The 17,346-nt window shown below is 36.9% G+C and carries 14 protein-coding genes; 1 reads left to right on the top strand and 13 read right to left on the bottom strand.

Features of this window, described 5'->3' with window-relative positions:
- Positions 1 to 23 precede the first annotated feature (23 nt).
- Positions 24 to 434 (top strand): type IV pilin protein, encoded by a 411-nt coding sequence (locus ACQ96U_RS10840; RefSeq protein ID WP_431721269.1) that lies wholly within the window; start codon positions 24 to 26, stop codon positions 432 to 434.
- Positions 435 to 479: 45 nt separating this feature from the next.
- Here the strand turns inward: ACQ96U_RS10840 and ACQ96U_RS10835 are convergent, their stop codons facing one another.
- From ACQ96U_RS10835 to ACQ96U_RS10775, 13 genes are all read right to left on the bottom strand, one after another.
- Positions 480 to 5,096 (bottom strand): hypothetical protein, encoded by a 4,617-nt coding sequence (locus ACQ96U_RS10835; protein ID WP_431721268.1) that lies wholly within the window; start codon positions 5,094 to 5,096, stop codon positions 480 to 482.
- A 13-nt stretch (positions 5,097 to 5,109) separates the two neighbouring features.
- Complete coding sequence (locus ACQ96U_RS10830) at positions 5,110 to 5,679, bottom strand: hypothetical protein (protein ID WP_431721267.1); 570 nt, start codon at positions 5,677 to 5,679, stop codon at positions 5,110 to 5,112.
- Between the two features lie 14 nt (positions 5,680 to 5,693).
- Positions 5,694 to 6,515 (bottom strand): prepilin-type N-terminal cleavage/methylation domain-containing protein, encoded by an 822-nt coding sequence (locus ACQ96U_RS10825; RefSeq protein WP_431721266.1) that lies wholly within the window; start codon positions 6,513 to 6,515, stop codon positions 5,694 to 5,696.
- Positions 6,516 to 6,526: 11 nt separating this feature from the next.
- Positions 6,527 to 6,925 carry a type IV pilus modification protein PilV gene (gene pilV / locus ACQ96U_RS10820; RefSeq protein WP_431721265.1) on the bottom strand — a complete coding sequence of 133 codons (399 nt, stop codon included), beginning with the start codon at positions 6,923 to 6,925 and terminating at the stop codon, positions 6,527 to 6,529.
- Positions 6,926 to 6,937: 12 nt separating this feature from the next.
- Positions 6,938 to 7,369 carry a pilus assembly FimT family protein gene (locus tag ACQ96U_RS10815; RefSeq protein WP_431721264.1) on the bottom strand — a complete coding sequence of 144 codons (432 nt, stop codon included), beginning with the start codon at positions 7,367 to 7,369 and terminating at the stop codon, positions 6,938 to 6,940.
- A 469-nt stretch (positions 7,370 to 7,838) separates the two neighbouring features.
- Positions 7,839 to 10,034 (bottom strand): selenide, water dikinase SelD, encoded by a 2,196-nt coding sequence (gene selD / locus ACQ96U_RS10810; protein ID WP_431721263.1) that lies wholly within the window; start codon positions 10,032 to 10,034, stop codon positions 7,839 to 7,841.
- Positions 10,031 to 11,134, bottom strand: coding sequence for a tRNA 2-selenouridine(34) synthase MnmH (gene mnmH / locus ACQ96U_RS10805; protein ID WP_431721262.1), 1,104 nt, complete (start codon positions 11,132 to 11,134; stop codon positions 10,031 to 10,033). The genes selD and mnmH overlap by 4 nt, the downstream gene beginning before the upstream one ends.
- A gap of 76 nt (positions 11,135 to 11,210) precedes the next feature.
- Positions 11,211 to 14,372, bottom strand: coding sequence for a pilus assembly protein (locus ACQ96U_RS10800; protein ID WP_431721261.1), 3,162 nt, complete (start codon positions 14,370 to 14,372; stop codon positions 11,211 to 11,213).
- 13 nt (positions 14,373 to 14,385) lie between these two features.
- Positions 14,386 to 14,703: a hypothetical protein gene (locus ACQ96U_RS10795; protein WP_431721260.1), complete on the bottom strand. Its 318-nt coding sequence runs from the start codon at positions 14,701 to 14,703 to the stop codon at positions 14,386 to 14,388.
- Positions 14,681 to 15,139: a pilus assembly PilX family protein gene (locus tag ACQ96U_RS10790; protein WP_431721259.1), complete on the bottom strand. Its 459-nt coding sequence runs from the start codon at positions 15,137 to 15,139 to the stop codon at positions 14,681 to 14,683. Before ACQ96U_RS10790 ends, ACQ96U_RS10795 begins: the two co-directional genes overlap by 23 nt.
- Position 15,140: 1 nt before the next feature.
- On the bottom strand, positions 15,141 to 15,923 hold the full coding sequence (locus ACQ96U_RS10785; RefSeq protein WP_431721258.1) for a PilW family protein: 783 nt from the start codon (positions 15,921 to 15,923) through the stop codon (positions 15,141 to 15,143).
- Between the two features lie 3 nt (positions 15,924 to 15,926).
- The gene (pilV, locus tag ACQ96U_RS10780; protein WP_431721257.1) at positions 15,927 to 16,520 is read right to left on the bottom strand and encodes a type IV pilus modification protein PilV; all 594 of its coding nucleotides are present in this window, start codon (positions 16,518 to 16,520) and stop codon (positions 15,927 to 15,929) included.
- A 13-nt stretch (positions 16,521 to 16,533) separates the two neighbouring features.
- Entirely contained in the window at positions 16,534 to 17,052 is a 519-nt protein-coding gene (locus tag ACQ96U_RS10775) for a GspH/FimT family pseudopilin (RefSeq protein ID WP_431721256.1), read from the bottom strand.
- Positions 17,053 to 17,346: the final 294 nt, after the last annotated feature.

Here is a 17,346-nt window from a genome sequence, read left to right as displayed (position 1 = left end):
ATAAGATAGGTAGAATCGTAGTTATGAAAAAAAATACAGCAGGTTTTTCGCTTATTGAGCTTATGATTGTAGTAGCAATAATTGCAATTTTAGCGGCAATCGCCATACCCAGTTACCGTGAATATATTCAACGAGGCAATAAGTCAGAAGCAAAATCTAAACTGATGGAGCTAATGCAAGTACAACAAAAATATTTCACACAAAACCTTCGATATGCAAATAAATTAGGATTAGAAGTAGATGATAGCTGTAGTCGAAGTAGTCTATGCTATCCAAGTAATTTCTTAAATGTCGATAATAAATACAGTATTGGGGTAAGAAATGGTGGTACGATCCTTTTTGCAAATCCTACTGACGGAAAAAACACCTTTGGCACAGGAAACGATGAAATTACGATAAATGTTAATGATGAAAAAAGCCCAAATTGGGATTAAAAAAAGCCCCTAAAAGGGGCTTTAATTTTAAGAGTATTCTCAGCGTTAACTGCCAGAAGGATCTGCAGACTTGCCACCAGCATCAGAATCAGCAGAACTACTAGCACTGTCATCATCCTCAAATACTCTAGAATAGCTTTCATTAGTTTCTAACCAGTTTTTCCAATAGACCATATTCATACTTACATCGATATCTTTACATTCTTCAACAGCGCCAGCTGCACCGAATAAGCAGTCTAATGGTTTTTTAATCGCTTTTCCCTCTGTAGGGGTAATTACTCCATCGCCGTCTAAGTCTACTGGATTCTTCCAATACTCATTATTTTTTCCTACAACATAATATGTTCTAAACAACTGGGGACTTTCATAAAAACCAACACCAAGCCGTATAGGGTCTTCTGTATTAGCAGTTTTTAGTCCATAACGATACTCCCAAGACTGACCAAGATCAGGCTCACATAAATTTGCACCAGCATTATCTCTTGTTGGTTTAAATCCTGTGAAGCGAACTTGATGATCTCTTATGGTTACAGGAGATAGAGACTTCCACCCAGCTTCAAACATCTTTTTCCAACCACCTGCAGCAAAAATTGCTTTTTCAACTTTTTCCGCATTATTTTTGTCTATTTTAAAACTATTTGCTTTATAAAGATTGTTGTATCGAGTCTCCACTTCAGCATACTGAGTTTCATACTTGCTTAGAACTTGAGAGAACGCTTCATCAACACGATCAAGCAATGTAGCTGATTTCAACTTGCTTGAGTCAAAATCAGCATAGTAGGTGCCATCAATGAAAGCTTGTGAAAATTCAGCAAAATCTATTTCTGATTGATTTGCATTCAATCTACTATTTGAGCTAAAAAACTGACTCCAAAATTCATTACGCACCTCAATTTCTTCCCTTACGTTTAGCAAAGTGCTTAAATTTGAAACGATACTATCATAATCTGACTTTTCTGCTGAATTGTCCTTGAAGTATTTATTTAAGCTCTCTTTTGTCACTTGTCCATCAGCAGATACACCAAGCTTGCTAACCAGTTCATCTGCTAATTTATTTGGCAAAACAGAATAAAGCTCTTCCTTTGCAAAACTTTCAGGCAGACTATCAACTGCTAGAGTCATATCAGAAAATATTTTTTTCCCTTTAAGTTTTTCTGCAACATCGCCTAATTGATCTGTAAGATCACCTAGGGTTGCACCATCTAATTTAATATCAGTTAATGAGTTAATAGAGTCTTTTATAGATTTTATATTTTTTCCCAATATAGACAATTTGTCTATTTTCTGTAATGAAGAAACAGTACTTTTAAGGTTGCTCAACTCAGATCGCTTCTTTTCGTAAAGCTCAAGCTGAAGTTGTGCCTTTTCAATATCATCTTCATATTGTGAAATCTTTTTAGTTAACTCTGCCTTCTTATCATCTAACTTAGCTACAAGATCTTTCTTTTCATCTTCATATTTTTTTATTTGCTCTTCACTTTCCTTGATAAACTTATCTCTTACAGCAGGATCAGTAGAGTCTTTTTTTGCAGCTTCTATTTCAGCTTCTAACCTTGTTTTTTCTTGATCTATAAACTTAATTTTTTCAGCATTACTTTTCTCCATATCAGTTATTTCTTTATTTATTAGTTGCTCATTAAACCCCTTCATTTTATTATTTTGTTCTATCGACTTTTTATACTTATTTTCTTCAATTAACAAAAGTTGCTCTTTGACATCAAACCAAGATAGTACATCTTTTTTAACAGAAGACTTTGCTTTATTGATAGATTTTATTTTAGCTTTTATCCCTTGCATTTCATTTTCAGCTTTATTTGCATCATCCAAAGCTTTTTGCTGTTCATCCGTTAATCCTACATTTTCACCAAATTGAGCAATATCCAATAAGTCAGCAAAACCCATGACTTTACTTGAGGCTTTATCAAAATCGATATCTTGGAATATGACAAAAATACCGTTCTGCATAGAACTATCTCGGGGATTTGCTCTATTCCCTGAACCAATAGCGACAGCATATTGTAAAATATTCTGAGGATTTTTAACGAGCGCTATCCTTGGTGATGAAAAGAAACGGGTTTGCCTATTTTGTGCACCCAAACCCGCAATTTTGGCTGCTTGTATATTTTCAACACTTCCTCCAGGGAGATGAATACGGAAAATATTTCCTCTTACATCTGCTGCAAATATTTCATCAACATTTCCATCACCATTTTGGTCAGCAACTGCAACACCTCCTGGAATACTATATTTCATTTCAAGGTAACGAAGCGTATTGTCATTTTTTTCACCAGCTTTACCTGTTACCTTTTTAATAAGTTCGCCGGTTTCTGCATTAACGATGAATATCGCATTGCCTGTGCTTTCTTTTGTGAAGTTCGTAGGGGATGTATAATCTTGATTATCATTTACTGGATCATATCCACCTGAAAAAATTAATACTTTAACTGGGTTACCAGCTGCATTAAGCTTCACTTTTGCCACAACAGGTTTTGACCATGTCTGCGCCAATTCAGAAAAGTCATCATGATAAGTTAATACTGTATTTACGTCTGTATCCGTTCCTTTTAAAACATAGTTATCTGCAACTATGCCTTCTACACTCTTATCTTTCTTTTCAATCGCTCTTCCATAACGCTCTTTAGCGCCAAGAGCACCACCACGAATAACCCATTTAACGCTAGGAGTCTCAATTTCTGTTACATTGAGAGCATAATAAGCAGTTCCACCACGTCGCATTCCAACATATAAGTTAGCGCTATTAATAGTTTTCACATATTTTCGCTGGTCATAGTTAGTAGATGCATCACAGTCATTATCTGTGTTTTTTACCTTACAAGCAAAATTATAATCATAGTCCGCAGTAATCGGACCATCAAAACCATATAGTTTTTCACCTTTATTATTTTCTACATACCCCCTTATATTTCTATAAAACTCTTCGGGGATAAAAGAAAATTTTTGCCGGCCACTATTTACATCAAACGCATGAATATAACCATCATTGCTACCAACAAACATGTATGCTTCACCATCACGTCCATTTCCATTGAAAGATGGAGTATCATTATAGGCGACCTGATACGTTATTACAGTTGGTGTACTATGGATAATATCACCCAGCCAATTAGATACCGCTCCATTCTTATCTCTTCCAACTAGGAAGTTTTTAACTTCATTGCATTTTGCATCATCGCCCAGACTAAACTTTTCACACTCAATATTATTTATATTAATTTCTGTGAATAATCTTTCTCTTGACTGCTCATCAAATGTATAAAAATTCCAATTCTGCCCGACCATGGCTGATCTAATACCGCCAGTGTTAACCTTTCCACCATCGTCAACATTTTGATTATTCCATAAATCCCGAGTTTCTTTTTTAACTTTACCAGTATTATCTAGAATATTTGTATTATTTCTATCCTCAAGAAAAAGCTTGACTTTGTACTTGCTAGACGCATCTTCAAACGTAGTTAGCTCGCTATCGTCAACCACTTTACCCACGTTATCAACAAACCGAGATGCTAATTGATATTTTTTTATATTTCCTTCCCACTTTCCACTTGTTGAAGGCTTAAACATTGCGTAAAAAGTATAGTTCTCATGACTTGCTTTTGAAAACTGGTTTACGGTAATTGATGGTGAGGAAACCGTTGAGGCATCATCAGATATATTATTAAAAATTTTATTCATTGCTGTTAGCAATTCATCTTCATTAGATGCATGATAAGGCTTTATAGAACCGCCTCGCCTAGCTGTTTCATTCAGCAGTGAATAAGCGTCACTACTAGGATCATTTAAATTAAATCCAATAACATGCGTTGTTACATTTTGTATTCCAGGAAATTTATCGTTATCATTTCTTAAGTCATCCTTATTAAGAATTTCAGCGATTCCTGCCAAACAATCATTAGAATAATAGTAATTACCCCAATAGTGTCTACACTCAAGACTTTTATCTTCCTCCCCCATTACTTCAATATATTTTTCACTGATATATTTTGCAGAAGAATCATCAGAAGTTGGATCCCCGTCGGTGAACAAAACAATATTATTAGCTTGGCAAATATGCTCTATTGGAGATTTATATTTGTCACCATTTCTCGAACCGGCAACACTTTCTCTTTTATAATCATTTCTATTTCGGTTCTCATAACTATCTTTACCATACAGCACATCTTTTCCTGAGAAGTATAAATATGCTTCATGCATTGTTTCCGCTAGTGGAGTATTTCCTTTAGACACAAACTTGTCAACTTCACTAATTAGTTTATTTTTATTTATTTCAATATTCTCAGTTGGAACAATAACCATTCCTCCCTGATCTAAAGAACTAAACCTCATCATTCCAACTCGGGTCTTTTTTTCTAATGCAAGCTTTTCTATCACATTTTTTGTTACATCCTGTAATACTTCCATACGATCTTTATATACCTCAACAACTCTTCTCCTTCCCCACCTATCTTTAACTACCTTTATCTCTCGACTATCCTCAACTCTTGTTCCCATAGAAGTAGAAGTATCTAAGACAAATAAAACATTCGATCTTTGTTTACTCGCATCTTCAACTGACTTATAAAGTTCTAAATCATCTCCATAAGATGCAAGTGAAATACTCAACGCAAGTAATTTTACTCCAAAAACTGCTATATAATTTTTCATTTTTTATAAACCATTAATCCAATCTTTTTATCACAAACCCTGCTTGCTGTTCTTCCTCACCATAAATCTCATCTTGTTGAGGATTGGTACTGGCAGCTAAGAATCCACTTATTCTTAAACTAAAAAGATGAAATGAGTCTGTGGAACCCTCTCCGATGTTGATTTGGTTTCCGAGATTTAATGCTGGCACTTTTTTTTCATACCTCAAGTAGTTTTGAAAGCAATTTGTATGTCCAGCACCAGAATCTTGACATAAATTGCCACCTAAACTCTCGCCTTTAATTTTAATAAAAGGCTTTCTTGGCTGGCTTCTATCAATTTTAAGCTCCCAATCACTTCTTGGGAACTTGCTCTCAACCCTTTGCATCGTAACAATGTCATTAGCTAATCTTTCCTTCTGAGCATACACTTCTGTCAATGTATTTTGTTCAGTGATTGTTTTATAGTAATTATATGCCGTTGCTTTCTCAGAGGTTTGAGAAAAGTAAAATGCAGACATACCTGCTGCACTTAGTAAGAACATAATTATCAAGGCAACTATTAATAATGCCCCTTCTTGTTTAGCAAGAGAATATTTCATCATTACAGTCGCCTAACTCAATAATTAATTGCTTGAACCGTGGTAGTATAAACCTTATTAACTTTTCTCTGGTATAAGTTTGGAATATTAAATCTATCACTATTATCACCAGCGTGATTACCAAATACATGGACACTATTTGATAGGTTTGAACCTCTATCTGACGAGGTAACTACCACACCCACTTTTATTCCCTTTATTTTTCCCCAGCGTGGATCATTTGCTCCACCTGTATCTATATTACTTGAGTTAATTATTTCTATATTATTTCCATTTTCAAAATAGTACTCCATTTTCAATCCAATTATATTTTTAACTAGTTCAATTTCCTCACCAATAGAGACGTATCTGCTTTTACTTCTATCAAAATAATAAGCTTGACATTTCAGAACATCTTCATCATTTATAACAAAAAAAGAAACCGCTATCCTAATTGGTTCATCAGCTCCAAAATCTTGAGCGCAGCTAAATTGCTTTTCATTTTGATAAATATAACTTACTGTCAAACTATCACTTATATTTTGATTTAAAATATTACATAGAGCTGGATCTAGATCTTTATCAGCACAGTCTGATTGATTATGTGGAAACCCAGAAAGTTGAGAAAGCTCAATCGGTACAGAATCATCATCAAAAGGCACATAATAAGCGTTACGAACTGCTTGACGAATATAACTTAATCCAAGCCGACCAGCCTCTTCATGTTGCATTTGACTTTCTGCACTTATTAAAGTCTGTTTTCCTAGACTAAATATTTTAGTTATTCCCATTAATAGCATTACACTTAGTGCTAATGCTATCATCAACTCAATTAGTGTAACCCCTCGTTGAGTTTTCATAATTATTTCCATTAGTTCAACAGTAATTTTATCTTTTGCTGATTAATATTAGGATTACTTGGATCTTTTTTACATGATGTGCAATCCCACACTATTTCTACTGAGCCAGGAGTACGTGTATCAATATCCTGTCCAGCCAACTTACTACCCAAACTATGATCAATTAAAATCTGACTTCTAATATCCATTAATGCAGATCGGCTATTATCTACCTGAATACCCATTCTATACCGTTCAACAAAATCATTAGCCGCCCATACTGCTGTTGTACGCTGAGATGCATCAAAAGTACTTTGCATAGATTTAGTCAGTAGTGCAGCCAACCCCAGCAAAGCAACACTGGTAATAACAATGGTAACTAATACCTCAATCATACTCATACCAGTTTGATTTTTAATTTTTGATTTCATAATCATCCCTAATTATCTTTTAATTATTTGACCAGAACGATTAATTGTAATAGTTCTTGAAGCAATACCTGCATGCGTTGAACTGATATTAATTTCAACATTACTCAGACTAGAGGGAGTTAAAAAACCATTTTTATCAAATCCCACCCCTCTACTTGGTGTCATTTGATACATTAGCTCACTTGGAAGCTTTACTTTTTTTATAATCCCATTATTAATAATATTTAATTCTTTGTTTCTTATTATGATTATATACTCTCTACGTCTTGTCATTGCTTCTGTTTTAAGCTCTTTTAGTGCGCTTAATACCCTATTGGTGCCTTCTGCAACCTTTTCTCGACGCATCATGTCCACCATCGATGGCATACCAATAGCCGCCAAAATTCCTAATATGGCTACTGTCACCATCAACTCTATTAACGTAAACCCTTTAATTTTGCTCATTATTTAACCACTGCAGTACAATAACTGATGATGCTTTATACAACAGGTTTTGGCTATGTGTGACGAATTCGTGACAGGTGGGAGGTTTGTATTGATAAAACGGGATACGACACTTCAATTGTTAAAATAAACAGTGGTAATCAATCTACAACGCTATAAAGATTAAATTCTGTAGGTCGAAATGGAGAGAACAAAGGCCGGGTAATGCTCGTCGAACTGTTTGCCGCAAGGAAGCGACAACCAAGCCTCTAGGGATGGATTCACGGCGTGTTCGAGGGGCGTTATGTAGACTTTGGATAAAGGTAAGCTCAGAATTTGCTTTTTAAATATGAGATTACCCTGATATCTCAGGCGAGCACCTAGAGATAAATTTACAACACGATTTGTATAAGCTGTCAGGTTTTAGTGCACATATATTCATATCCACCAGAATGTATGCCTTAAAAATAATTATTAAAAGATAAGCTGTCTATTTTTTTAGATAAACTGTTGTTGTCGTTTGTTCTTCCTTTGGAAGAATTTTCCCTACAATCGCTGCTTGTGGATAGTCTATTCGCAGCGCATTAAGGCAGTCATTAGCAACATCCTCACTAACAGCAACCAATAACCCACCTGAAGTTTGAGGGTCAAATAATAAAGGATAGTTAACCTCTTTTAGCCATTGATTCGCTTTATGTAAATAGTAATGGTTATTTTCATTGGCTGCATGGAGAGTGCTTTGCCAACCATGACGAAATAAATCTGTAGCCCCCTCTAAGACAGGTAACTGTGCCATATCCAGTTCAACACTGAGTTGCTCAGGTTTCAGCATTTCTAACAAATGTCCTAGCAACCCAAAGCCAGTGATATCAGTTACAGCATGAGGTTGGAATTTTTTAACTAAAGGCACAGCCGCGCGATTGCTGAGGAGCATCATTTCTAGCATCTTGTCAACCCAATCCCCCTTGGCTTGAGCTACTTTATTAGCAGCGAGTATTACTCCGGTACCAAGGGGTTTGGTAAGAATTAATACATCACCTGGCTTAGCTCCTGTTTTTTGCCAGATTTTACCCAGCCCTCGTCGTCCATTTACCGTGACGGCTACACTTAATTCTGCACCTTCTGCTGTATGCCCCCCAACCAACGAACAATCAGCTTCATCTAGCGCTGTCTGAATCCCATTCATCAATAAATATAAATCTTGCTTTAAGCAATTCGGTTGCTGATAAGGTAAGGTGATCGCTATCTGAACACTATGGGGCTTACCTCCCATTGCATAAATATCACTCAATGCATGTATTATTGCTATTCGGCAAAATAGCCAAGGGTCATCAATAAAAGCTCTTAATTGATCGACAGTCTGCAGCAAGTAATTTGCCTCTCGCCATGGAATTACTGCAGCATCTTCTACCTGATATTTAATACCTACAGCTTCTAGCGTTTCAGCAAGCATATCCTGACTGATTTTGGCCCCACATCCATCACAGCGCATCACAGGATTAACGCTTTTAACACAAAAGAACTCGCTCAAACTTGGCATTTCTGCAGAAGACAGTTGCTGAAACTTACCCATAAATCGACGATCTAAGAAATCCTTCCATCGCCATACCCAAGTCCCAGAGAAAGAAAATGGTACTCGTTCGCCAACAGCGTCTTTCTCTCCACAAGCTAACAGGCTTAAGAAATGCTTTTGGGGTTTAAATGGCTTTAGTGGTCTATCCGCCAATAATGCACGGATATTATGAAATAATACTGGAGCCATACGTACTGCATATACGCCCGCTTTTGGGTTTGCCTCGGGTGTTAAATGTGCAATATCTCCTGCAGCAAAAATGTTATCAAACTTCAGCGTCTGCAATGTATTTTTCACAAGGACAAAGCCTTGTTCTGACAAATCAAGTGAAGTGTTTTTTAACCAGTCGGCACCTTGACCATGAGTACACCAGAAGATTTTATCCAGAAGTACTTCTTCATTATTTTGGCTATAAACCCCGTGATCACAAACGTTACTTACCTTAAAGTCTTCATGAATATTGACATGAGCCTGAAACAACTTATGCTTCACATGCTGTCTGGTTTTAGGCAAGTAGTCAGGCAAGATATGCGAGCTTGCAGTGAAAAGATGTATGGTATAGTGAGCATTTACAGACTTTAGACTGTGCGAAATAGCTAAGGCCAGCTCTATACTCCCAGCACCTCCCCCAATAATACCAATAGTGTAGTGTGACTGCTTATCTTCTTTAACTAGCTGCTTTAAAGACTGCCATTGAGCATAAAACTCACTTATAGGCTTTACGGGTATAGTATACTCTGTTGCTCCAGGAATGATTAAATCGGGTGTTAAGCCAATATCTAAAGAAAGAGCATCATAATTAAGTTGAGGATAGTTTTCTAAAGATAGGTGCTGAGTATCAGGCTCTATATCTACCACCCGGTCCACAATAAAGCGCACTCCAGCCCACTGACATAACCTCCGCAAATCTATATGTGTTTGTTCAAAGGTATAATGCTCAGCAATAAGACCTGGTAACATACCTGAATAAGGGGTAAAGACCTGTGGTGATATTAAGGTCAAACGGGTATCAGGCAGAGGTTTCATTTTCCAACGTCGGATAAACAACACATGGCTATGTCCCCCACCAACTAATACTATGTCATTAGCATAAACGGTTTGAGGTATATTCAAACTAATCGCAATTCCTTTCCTGAGTGATCCGTGAAGAGTATATTATTCACCAGCCAATCACTCACCTCTTGAGCATTCCCTTTGAACAAAGGCTTTGTTTTATATTGTTGCTGATGGTAATAATACATAGGATCATAATACTCGGTTAGCATCATTTTTATGACACAACGAAGTAAAGATCCATCATTCATACACTGATACTTTGCCATACCCTCTTGAATCATTCGACTTAACATTGAATAACGCTTTCCACCCAAACGACGTTTTATTTTAGTTAAAGCAGACATTAAATGCTGTGCCGCTAATTCATGTGGATAGGGACGATTTTCAATATAATCCTGAAAAGCATTTTCGATGCGCTCTTCGATGGATGCTGTTAACTCAATATAAGGTGACTGACGCATAATACTTTGCAATGTTTTAGGTAAAGCACAGCGACCAATTAAATGGCTCTCATCTTCAACTAATATTGGATAACTATTTTTTTCTTTAAGTTGCATCAGCTTTATTGCCAGTACATTTTCAAAGCTAGCCTGTGAAGGTTGCTCCATATTTAAAGTCCCAAAGGCAGAACCTTTGTGCTTTGCCAAATCCTCTAAATCCAGATGAGCTGAAAATTGTTGTAAAAGTGATGTTTTGCCAACACAACTTAAACCTGATAGAACAATAAAAGATGGGTAACAGCTTTCTCTTTCCAAGCACGTTAACAAATAGCTTCTAATCGCTTTGTAACCACCGACAATCCGAGGATAATCAACACCTGTCTCAGCTAACCACTGCTGAGTTATCTTAGAACGCAATCCACCCCGAGCACAATACAAAGCACCATGTGGATTTTGCCGAATAAACTGCAACCAACTATCTATCCTTGCTTGTTTAATCTCTGGCGTTGCAAGCTGATAACCTAAGGTAATGGCTGCATTTTGACCTTTCTCTTTATAACAAGTACCTATCAGCTTGCGCTGCTCATTATCCAGCAAGGGAAGATTGACCGAAGAAGGAAGTTTCCCCTTTTCAAACTCAGCAGGGGAACGTACATCAAGAAAGGGGGTATCTTCTAATAATAAATTGCGCCACTGTGTTTCATCCAGTAAAAACAAAATAGCCACTCCATGCTAATGAAGTGGCTATTGTATTGGTTAGGTTTTAAATTGTCTTCTTTCTTACTACTGAGCATTAAGGGCCAGTTGTGCCTGTGCCTGTGCCTGTGCCTGTGCCTGTGCCTGTGCCTGTGCCTGTGCCTTCCAGATTTTCACGCCAGTAAGTTTTTTGCAAAGGATTACCACCCTCTATTTCTTCACAATATAAACCATTACAAACCACCTGACTATTTGTACCAGTTCCACCACTACTGGAGCCTCCACCACTAGGTGTAGTAGGTTCACCAATAATACCCGTCTGTGACAATGTTATTGACCTTGCTCCCTTCTTCACTGGGCCTGTCGTTGTCGCCACAGCAGCAGCATTTTCTAAGTTCAATAAATAGCGACGATTTTGTCCACTACTTGGTGAACAAGGGTTTGTTGCTGGTGTAACATTTGGCTGATACGATGTAAAGATAACTTTATTAGCAAATGTTTTTGACTTAGCTAAGACTTTTTCTCCATCAGCCTCCATATCAATAAACCAACCTTGTTTAGCTGCCAGTTCAGTTTTTGCTGTTTCTTTTTCGGTATCATCACCATCCTGTATCAAATTATTCGTTGCATCATATAAATCAGAGTTATAAATAATCCTTCTACTAACTGTACCTGTCGCAGGGTCAGTATCTGTTAAATAGCCATAACTTGTTGGTGCTTTAAACACATTCGGATCCCTGATCATAAAAAACCGATCATTGATGTCTTCATTTAATGGCTTAGCTCGGAAACCAGAACCAATACTTATTGCAAGGTAAGGTGTTTCACCTCTCGCACGAATCATGGAAATATCAGGTGCATTATAAAATTTGCGAGCATCATGTGTACCAGACCCACTGATTTTAGCAATCATCCCTCCAGTCGCAAAATCTGCCGCACCCGAATTATCCGGATCAATATCAAAACGCCAGATATGACCACCAACATCCGCAGCAAAGAAATAATCCGTTAATCCATCACCATTAATATCGATTAATGATGCTTTTGCAGGAAAACTATAATCCATGGTGGCAAGGTTAAGGTTAGCCCCTGCAGTTGATGTAAACCACAATAAGTTACCCGTTGTAGCATCCACCATATAAATAGCATTACCAATATCATCAGTTTCAATTAACGTATTATCATCCTGATCTGGATCATACCCTCCAGTAAAAATAAGTACTTGCTTAGCCGAACCATTAAATTTAACTTTTGTTAAAATAGGCTGAGCCCAAGTTTGACCTAATTTAGAGAAGTCACCTTTTGCGACAGTTGTTGTAGTTGACCCACTACTATCTACACCACCCTTTATTACCCATTTTAAAACAGGGGATGTTCGGTTAGTGATATCTATTGCATAAATATTTCTTCCACCACGGCGCATGCTCACATAAGCGTAAACAAACTCACTTGTATCTGCAGTTCCATTATTTGACTGCAAAACATCTCTATCACCATTAACATCGTTCATCCAAATAGTAATAGGTCCATCAAGGCCATAGGCCTTTGTTGGTCTATCACCTACCGCTACATTATCTTTATAGGTTTTCAAATTTGCTAATAATTCCTGTGGAATAAATGCCATTTCTTCAACGCCATTTTCAGCATTCACTCCATGGAAAAAGCCTTCATTCGTACCAAAAAATACAGTTTGATCTACAACCGTTGGTGTTACTGCATCATCAGCATAATAAGTGATAAGAACAGGTGAACTATGAATAGGATCGCCAATACGCTTATATTGCTCCGTAGTATTACTATCCTCATCAATATCTGGCTCATCAACTCCTGTAGCCCATTTTAAAATACTTGTTCTCTCATCATCCGACATAGATGCATTACCCAGCATCGCTTTTGTGATATCAGTGTTGCTTGTTAATAACTTATGGGCAGCCACATTAAGGTTTTGATTATTCGGCTCAACACTTCCTGTATACGTAAATAGCGTGCGAGATGACATGTTAGGTAACTTAGAAACCATGCCTCCTGCACCCACATCTCCACCATCAGCAGATGCACTCCAATAGCTCTGAGCTGTATTTAGAAAAAAGCCATCACTGACCGCATTCGTATTATTTCTATCCACAATCTGAGTGCCATCCAAGCGATAGCGTTTTAAGTTACCTACCCAGCGAGGTCCTTTTTCCGGCTTAAATAAAATAAAGTACAATTCATCACTGGTTTCTAAGCTGTTAAATGCGCTAACTGAAACTGAAGGAGAAACAAACGTAGCACCTTCTGCACGTACTGTAGCAAAAGCTTCCCTTAAAGCATTTTGCACTTCTTTGTAGTTATTCGCTAAATAAAATTTTCCTCCTGAGTGAGCAGCTGTTGATTTTAATAGCTTAACCTCGAAGCTTGTTGTACTCATACCAAAGCCACCAATAGTATGAGTTTTAATTTTTTGATCACCATCCAGTCCTGAAGGCATCATGTCAAAATTGCCCATATACCAGGCTAATTCATCAAGACAGTTATCACTTCCCTCTACGAATCTGCATGAACTTGAAAGTGTAAATGGTTTAGCATCTGTTGATAATGTTTTTGAGCTTATTAAACTTCGAATTGCTCCATCCGAGCTTCCATCAACAGATGGCTGTCCATCAGTAAAATAGACTATAGTATTTGATTGACATTGATTAGTCATAGGCGAAATGTAACGACTACCTCTGTAAGACGTACTTACATTTGTGCCAGGCCTTGTGCTATTGCCGTATACTACTTTCCCCCCCGTCATATACTGATGAGCCTCATAAAGCACTTCACTTAGCGGTGTACCGCCATTTGCGCTTTGATCATTAATTGCCTTAATTAACTTATTTTTCTGTGCGGTAGTAGATATATCCTGAATTTCAGCCAACATATACCCACCTTGATACCGGCTTGGAGCATCAAAACGCATAATACCAACATTAACATCATCAGTAGTCCATATAATTTCTGCTGCAGAATCCTGAACTATCTGGAATCTATTCAACCGATTATATCGGTCAGGCGTATGTGGATTTGTTCCATTACTAATAGTGAACCCAGATTTATAATCACTATCCACTGTGACACGAGATGTCATACTCCCCGAAGTATCAATAATAAAAAGAACATTGGATTTAACTGTACTGCTACCCGTGGTATCTGTCACATAAATATCTGTGTCATCTGCAATACTATAAGCACCAATAGTCATTAGTGATATGAGTAAGCTTAACTTCTTCAATTTCATTGAATAAACTCCTTTAATATATGACAACCCGGGTTACTTCCTTGGATTTTGAATCAATAAATAAGGCAGCAAATTTACCTTTAAATGTGTCTATCAAAGAAACATTGCTCGCTTTATTATTGCCGTAATGAATTATTACTTTTCCAACTAAAAATTGTTTTTCTCCACAATCTTCACAACTTTTCCCAACAATATATTGCTTTCCTTTTATTTCTTTTAAACCAACAATAAAGACTTCTTCAGATTCTTCTACCGCCATCATCTCTGCGTTTAAATTCAACGTAAAGAAAAACAGTAAAAATAGATATTTACTGAGTTTTTGCCATTGCATACTTCAACCCCAATGTTTGATTAGAATTTGCACCAATATTGGTAATATCGACATTCACATTCATTTCGAAGTTATACCCAACAAAGTCGGTCAAAGAGTACCCTGGAGGTGGTAAACCTTTATTAATATATTCAACCTCTGTCGAAACTGAAATCCCTCCTGTACTGTCATCCATTTTGCTTGTCAAATCTTCACTATGATCAGTAGCCTTAATCGCATTATTAAGCGATGTAGTACCACTTTCTTTGAGATCAACAAATTGCGAAGACAATTCTGCTATACCTGTCTGATAGGCTTCTATTTTTTTCTGGCTGTTTGCAGTCATACGTTCTTCCAGCGTTGTTGTTCTTGATGCTGAAAACGCAATAACGGTTAGTATTACCAAAATAATTAAACTAACAATTAACGCCGAACCTTCTTGTTTACTTCTGTCCATTTTAAATTTGATCCGAAAGCGAGTTATTTAAATTAACCGTTGTTGTATAAACATAACGGGCCTGCCGATCTGTAAAAGATAAACTTCCACTATCTAAAATAATATATTCTCTAGTCCTATTTTCTGCTGCTCCTGTAACGTTTCCTGCGCTTACCAAAAGTCCAATTCTTACCGCTCTAATTTTATTCCAGTCAGGTACATTATCTGCTGTTACATAGCGTGTAATAAATTTTTCGTTGGGTGCAATTCCATAAAGTACTTGCATATTTTCTATTCCATCGACTAAAGGTTGTGCTGATGTGGTAGTCCAAGCATCAGTCGTGACATTCCAACCTCGACAAAATAAACTACTAATATTTACCCCAGAAACTGTTTGCGTGCCTATTGAATAAACATTGATAACAATATCATCAGCACCAACAGAAGAACCTAAACAGTCGGTATTTTCTTCTGGATCTAACTGAACAGCGATAATATCAGACCCCGCCGTACCAGAAACATTTGTAGTACAAGCATCTGTATTAGGGCAATCAGCGCCAACCATAAAAAAATCGATTAATTCTCCCTTATCAGGATGTCTATACCCTGCCATCCTGATATCACGAGTTAACATATCCAATGCAAATCGCCCATTTTCCTGAGCTCGCGCTAAATCTCCCGTTAATCGATACGTTTGTGATGAGCCTAAAAAGACCTGTAATACTCCCGCTAACAGCAATAGTCCTAAAACAAGCGCAATCATTAATTCTATAAGTGATAAGCCAGATTGTTTTTTTAACAACATTTCTTAAAGCCTCACATTAATTGCTACAGCTGATTCAGTACTGGTTTCTCTATCAGGTGTACTCCAACTTAAATTTATTGAAATAAGTGACCCTGGAGAACAAGCTAATCCATCAGGTGAAGAACTGCTTGCATCAACATCTGTACAGCTAACAGTGGCTTCAACTTGTGATAGTGAGTCAATCATGTCTGTACGAGTGGCATTAGCATAGGAGTAACCACAAAATAGCTCCCAGGCATCAAAAGCAGCCATCTGTTCATCAGTACAATCTGAACTAGGTGTTACTACTGAACCTGCAGCTTTATCAAAGTAAGTACTGCACATGGGCGTGGGTTTTGTCGCAGTACTACATTTTGTATTTGGCGAGTATTTAGCAACTTCCGTAGTGTAGTTATTTGCCTGAGTACCATCAGGATTTGCCCGCATTCTTTCCACTAATTCATGTGCTAACCACATTACTTGAGAGCGTTGTGCTGACTGGTATGTATTTTTCATTGACACAGACTGTAAACCTGCTAATCCAAGCAAGCCAATACCAAGCACTAATACAGTTATTAATACTTCAATTAATGAAATTCCATGCTGTTTAACAAACATAATTAACTCCACTTTATAAACTACAAGCTGTCGCTCCTTGAACACGCACTTGACCCGACAAATTAATCGAAATTAAGTTACCTGAAGCTGCTCCACGACTGTCACAAACAGCGATTTGAATTTGGCTGGTAATTAAATTTAATCGTCCACTTCCAGTGAAACTAATATGTTGATTTACTGCACTATTGGTATCGATGGTAATATCGCCACTGGATGCTTCATAAAATTGTAGCTCGGTTAATCCTGTGGGGTCTTGGTATGTAGTAAGTGCATCATCGGTATTATCAATATATATAATCCACCCTTGATTCCAATTGGTATCATTTCTAGCCATACGAATTACTGCATTCCGTTTAATGGCCTCACTACGAGCCAGACTCAAACTTTCTACAATTCTATTTACTTCACTTTGAAGTCGATAATTACGAATAATACTCTCAAATGACGGAACGGCTATTGCGACCAAAATGGCTAAGATAACAATCGTTACCATTAACTCAATCAGCGTAAATCCATTATTTTTTTTGAACATATATTCTTACTTCTTTGCAGAACATCATTATTCACACAGTATAGATTGAAGCAGGAAATATGTAATAGAAAGGCTATTGACCGATAATCAATCAATTTTAAAGGATTGAACCAACAAAAAAACAAATTTGAATATAAATAAAAAACAATCAATAACAAAAAAGAATACTTGATTTTTTATTAAAAATCATAAAGTTAATTAAAATTCGAGCGATAAACGGAGCAAAAAAAACACTCAAAGGATCAATAAAATTAAATATCTCAAAAAGACAAGCGGTAATTTTTTTATTATTAG

Origin of the sequence: Zooshikella sp. RANM57 (assembly GCF_050749885.1) — a bacterium.
Lineage (GTDB): Bacteria > Pseudomonadota > Gammaproteobacteria > Pseudomonadales > Zooshikellaceae > Zooshikella.
Note: the sequence above shows the minus strand (reverse complement) of the source record. Positions and strands in the feature narration are given on the sequence as shown.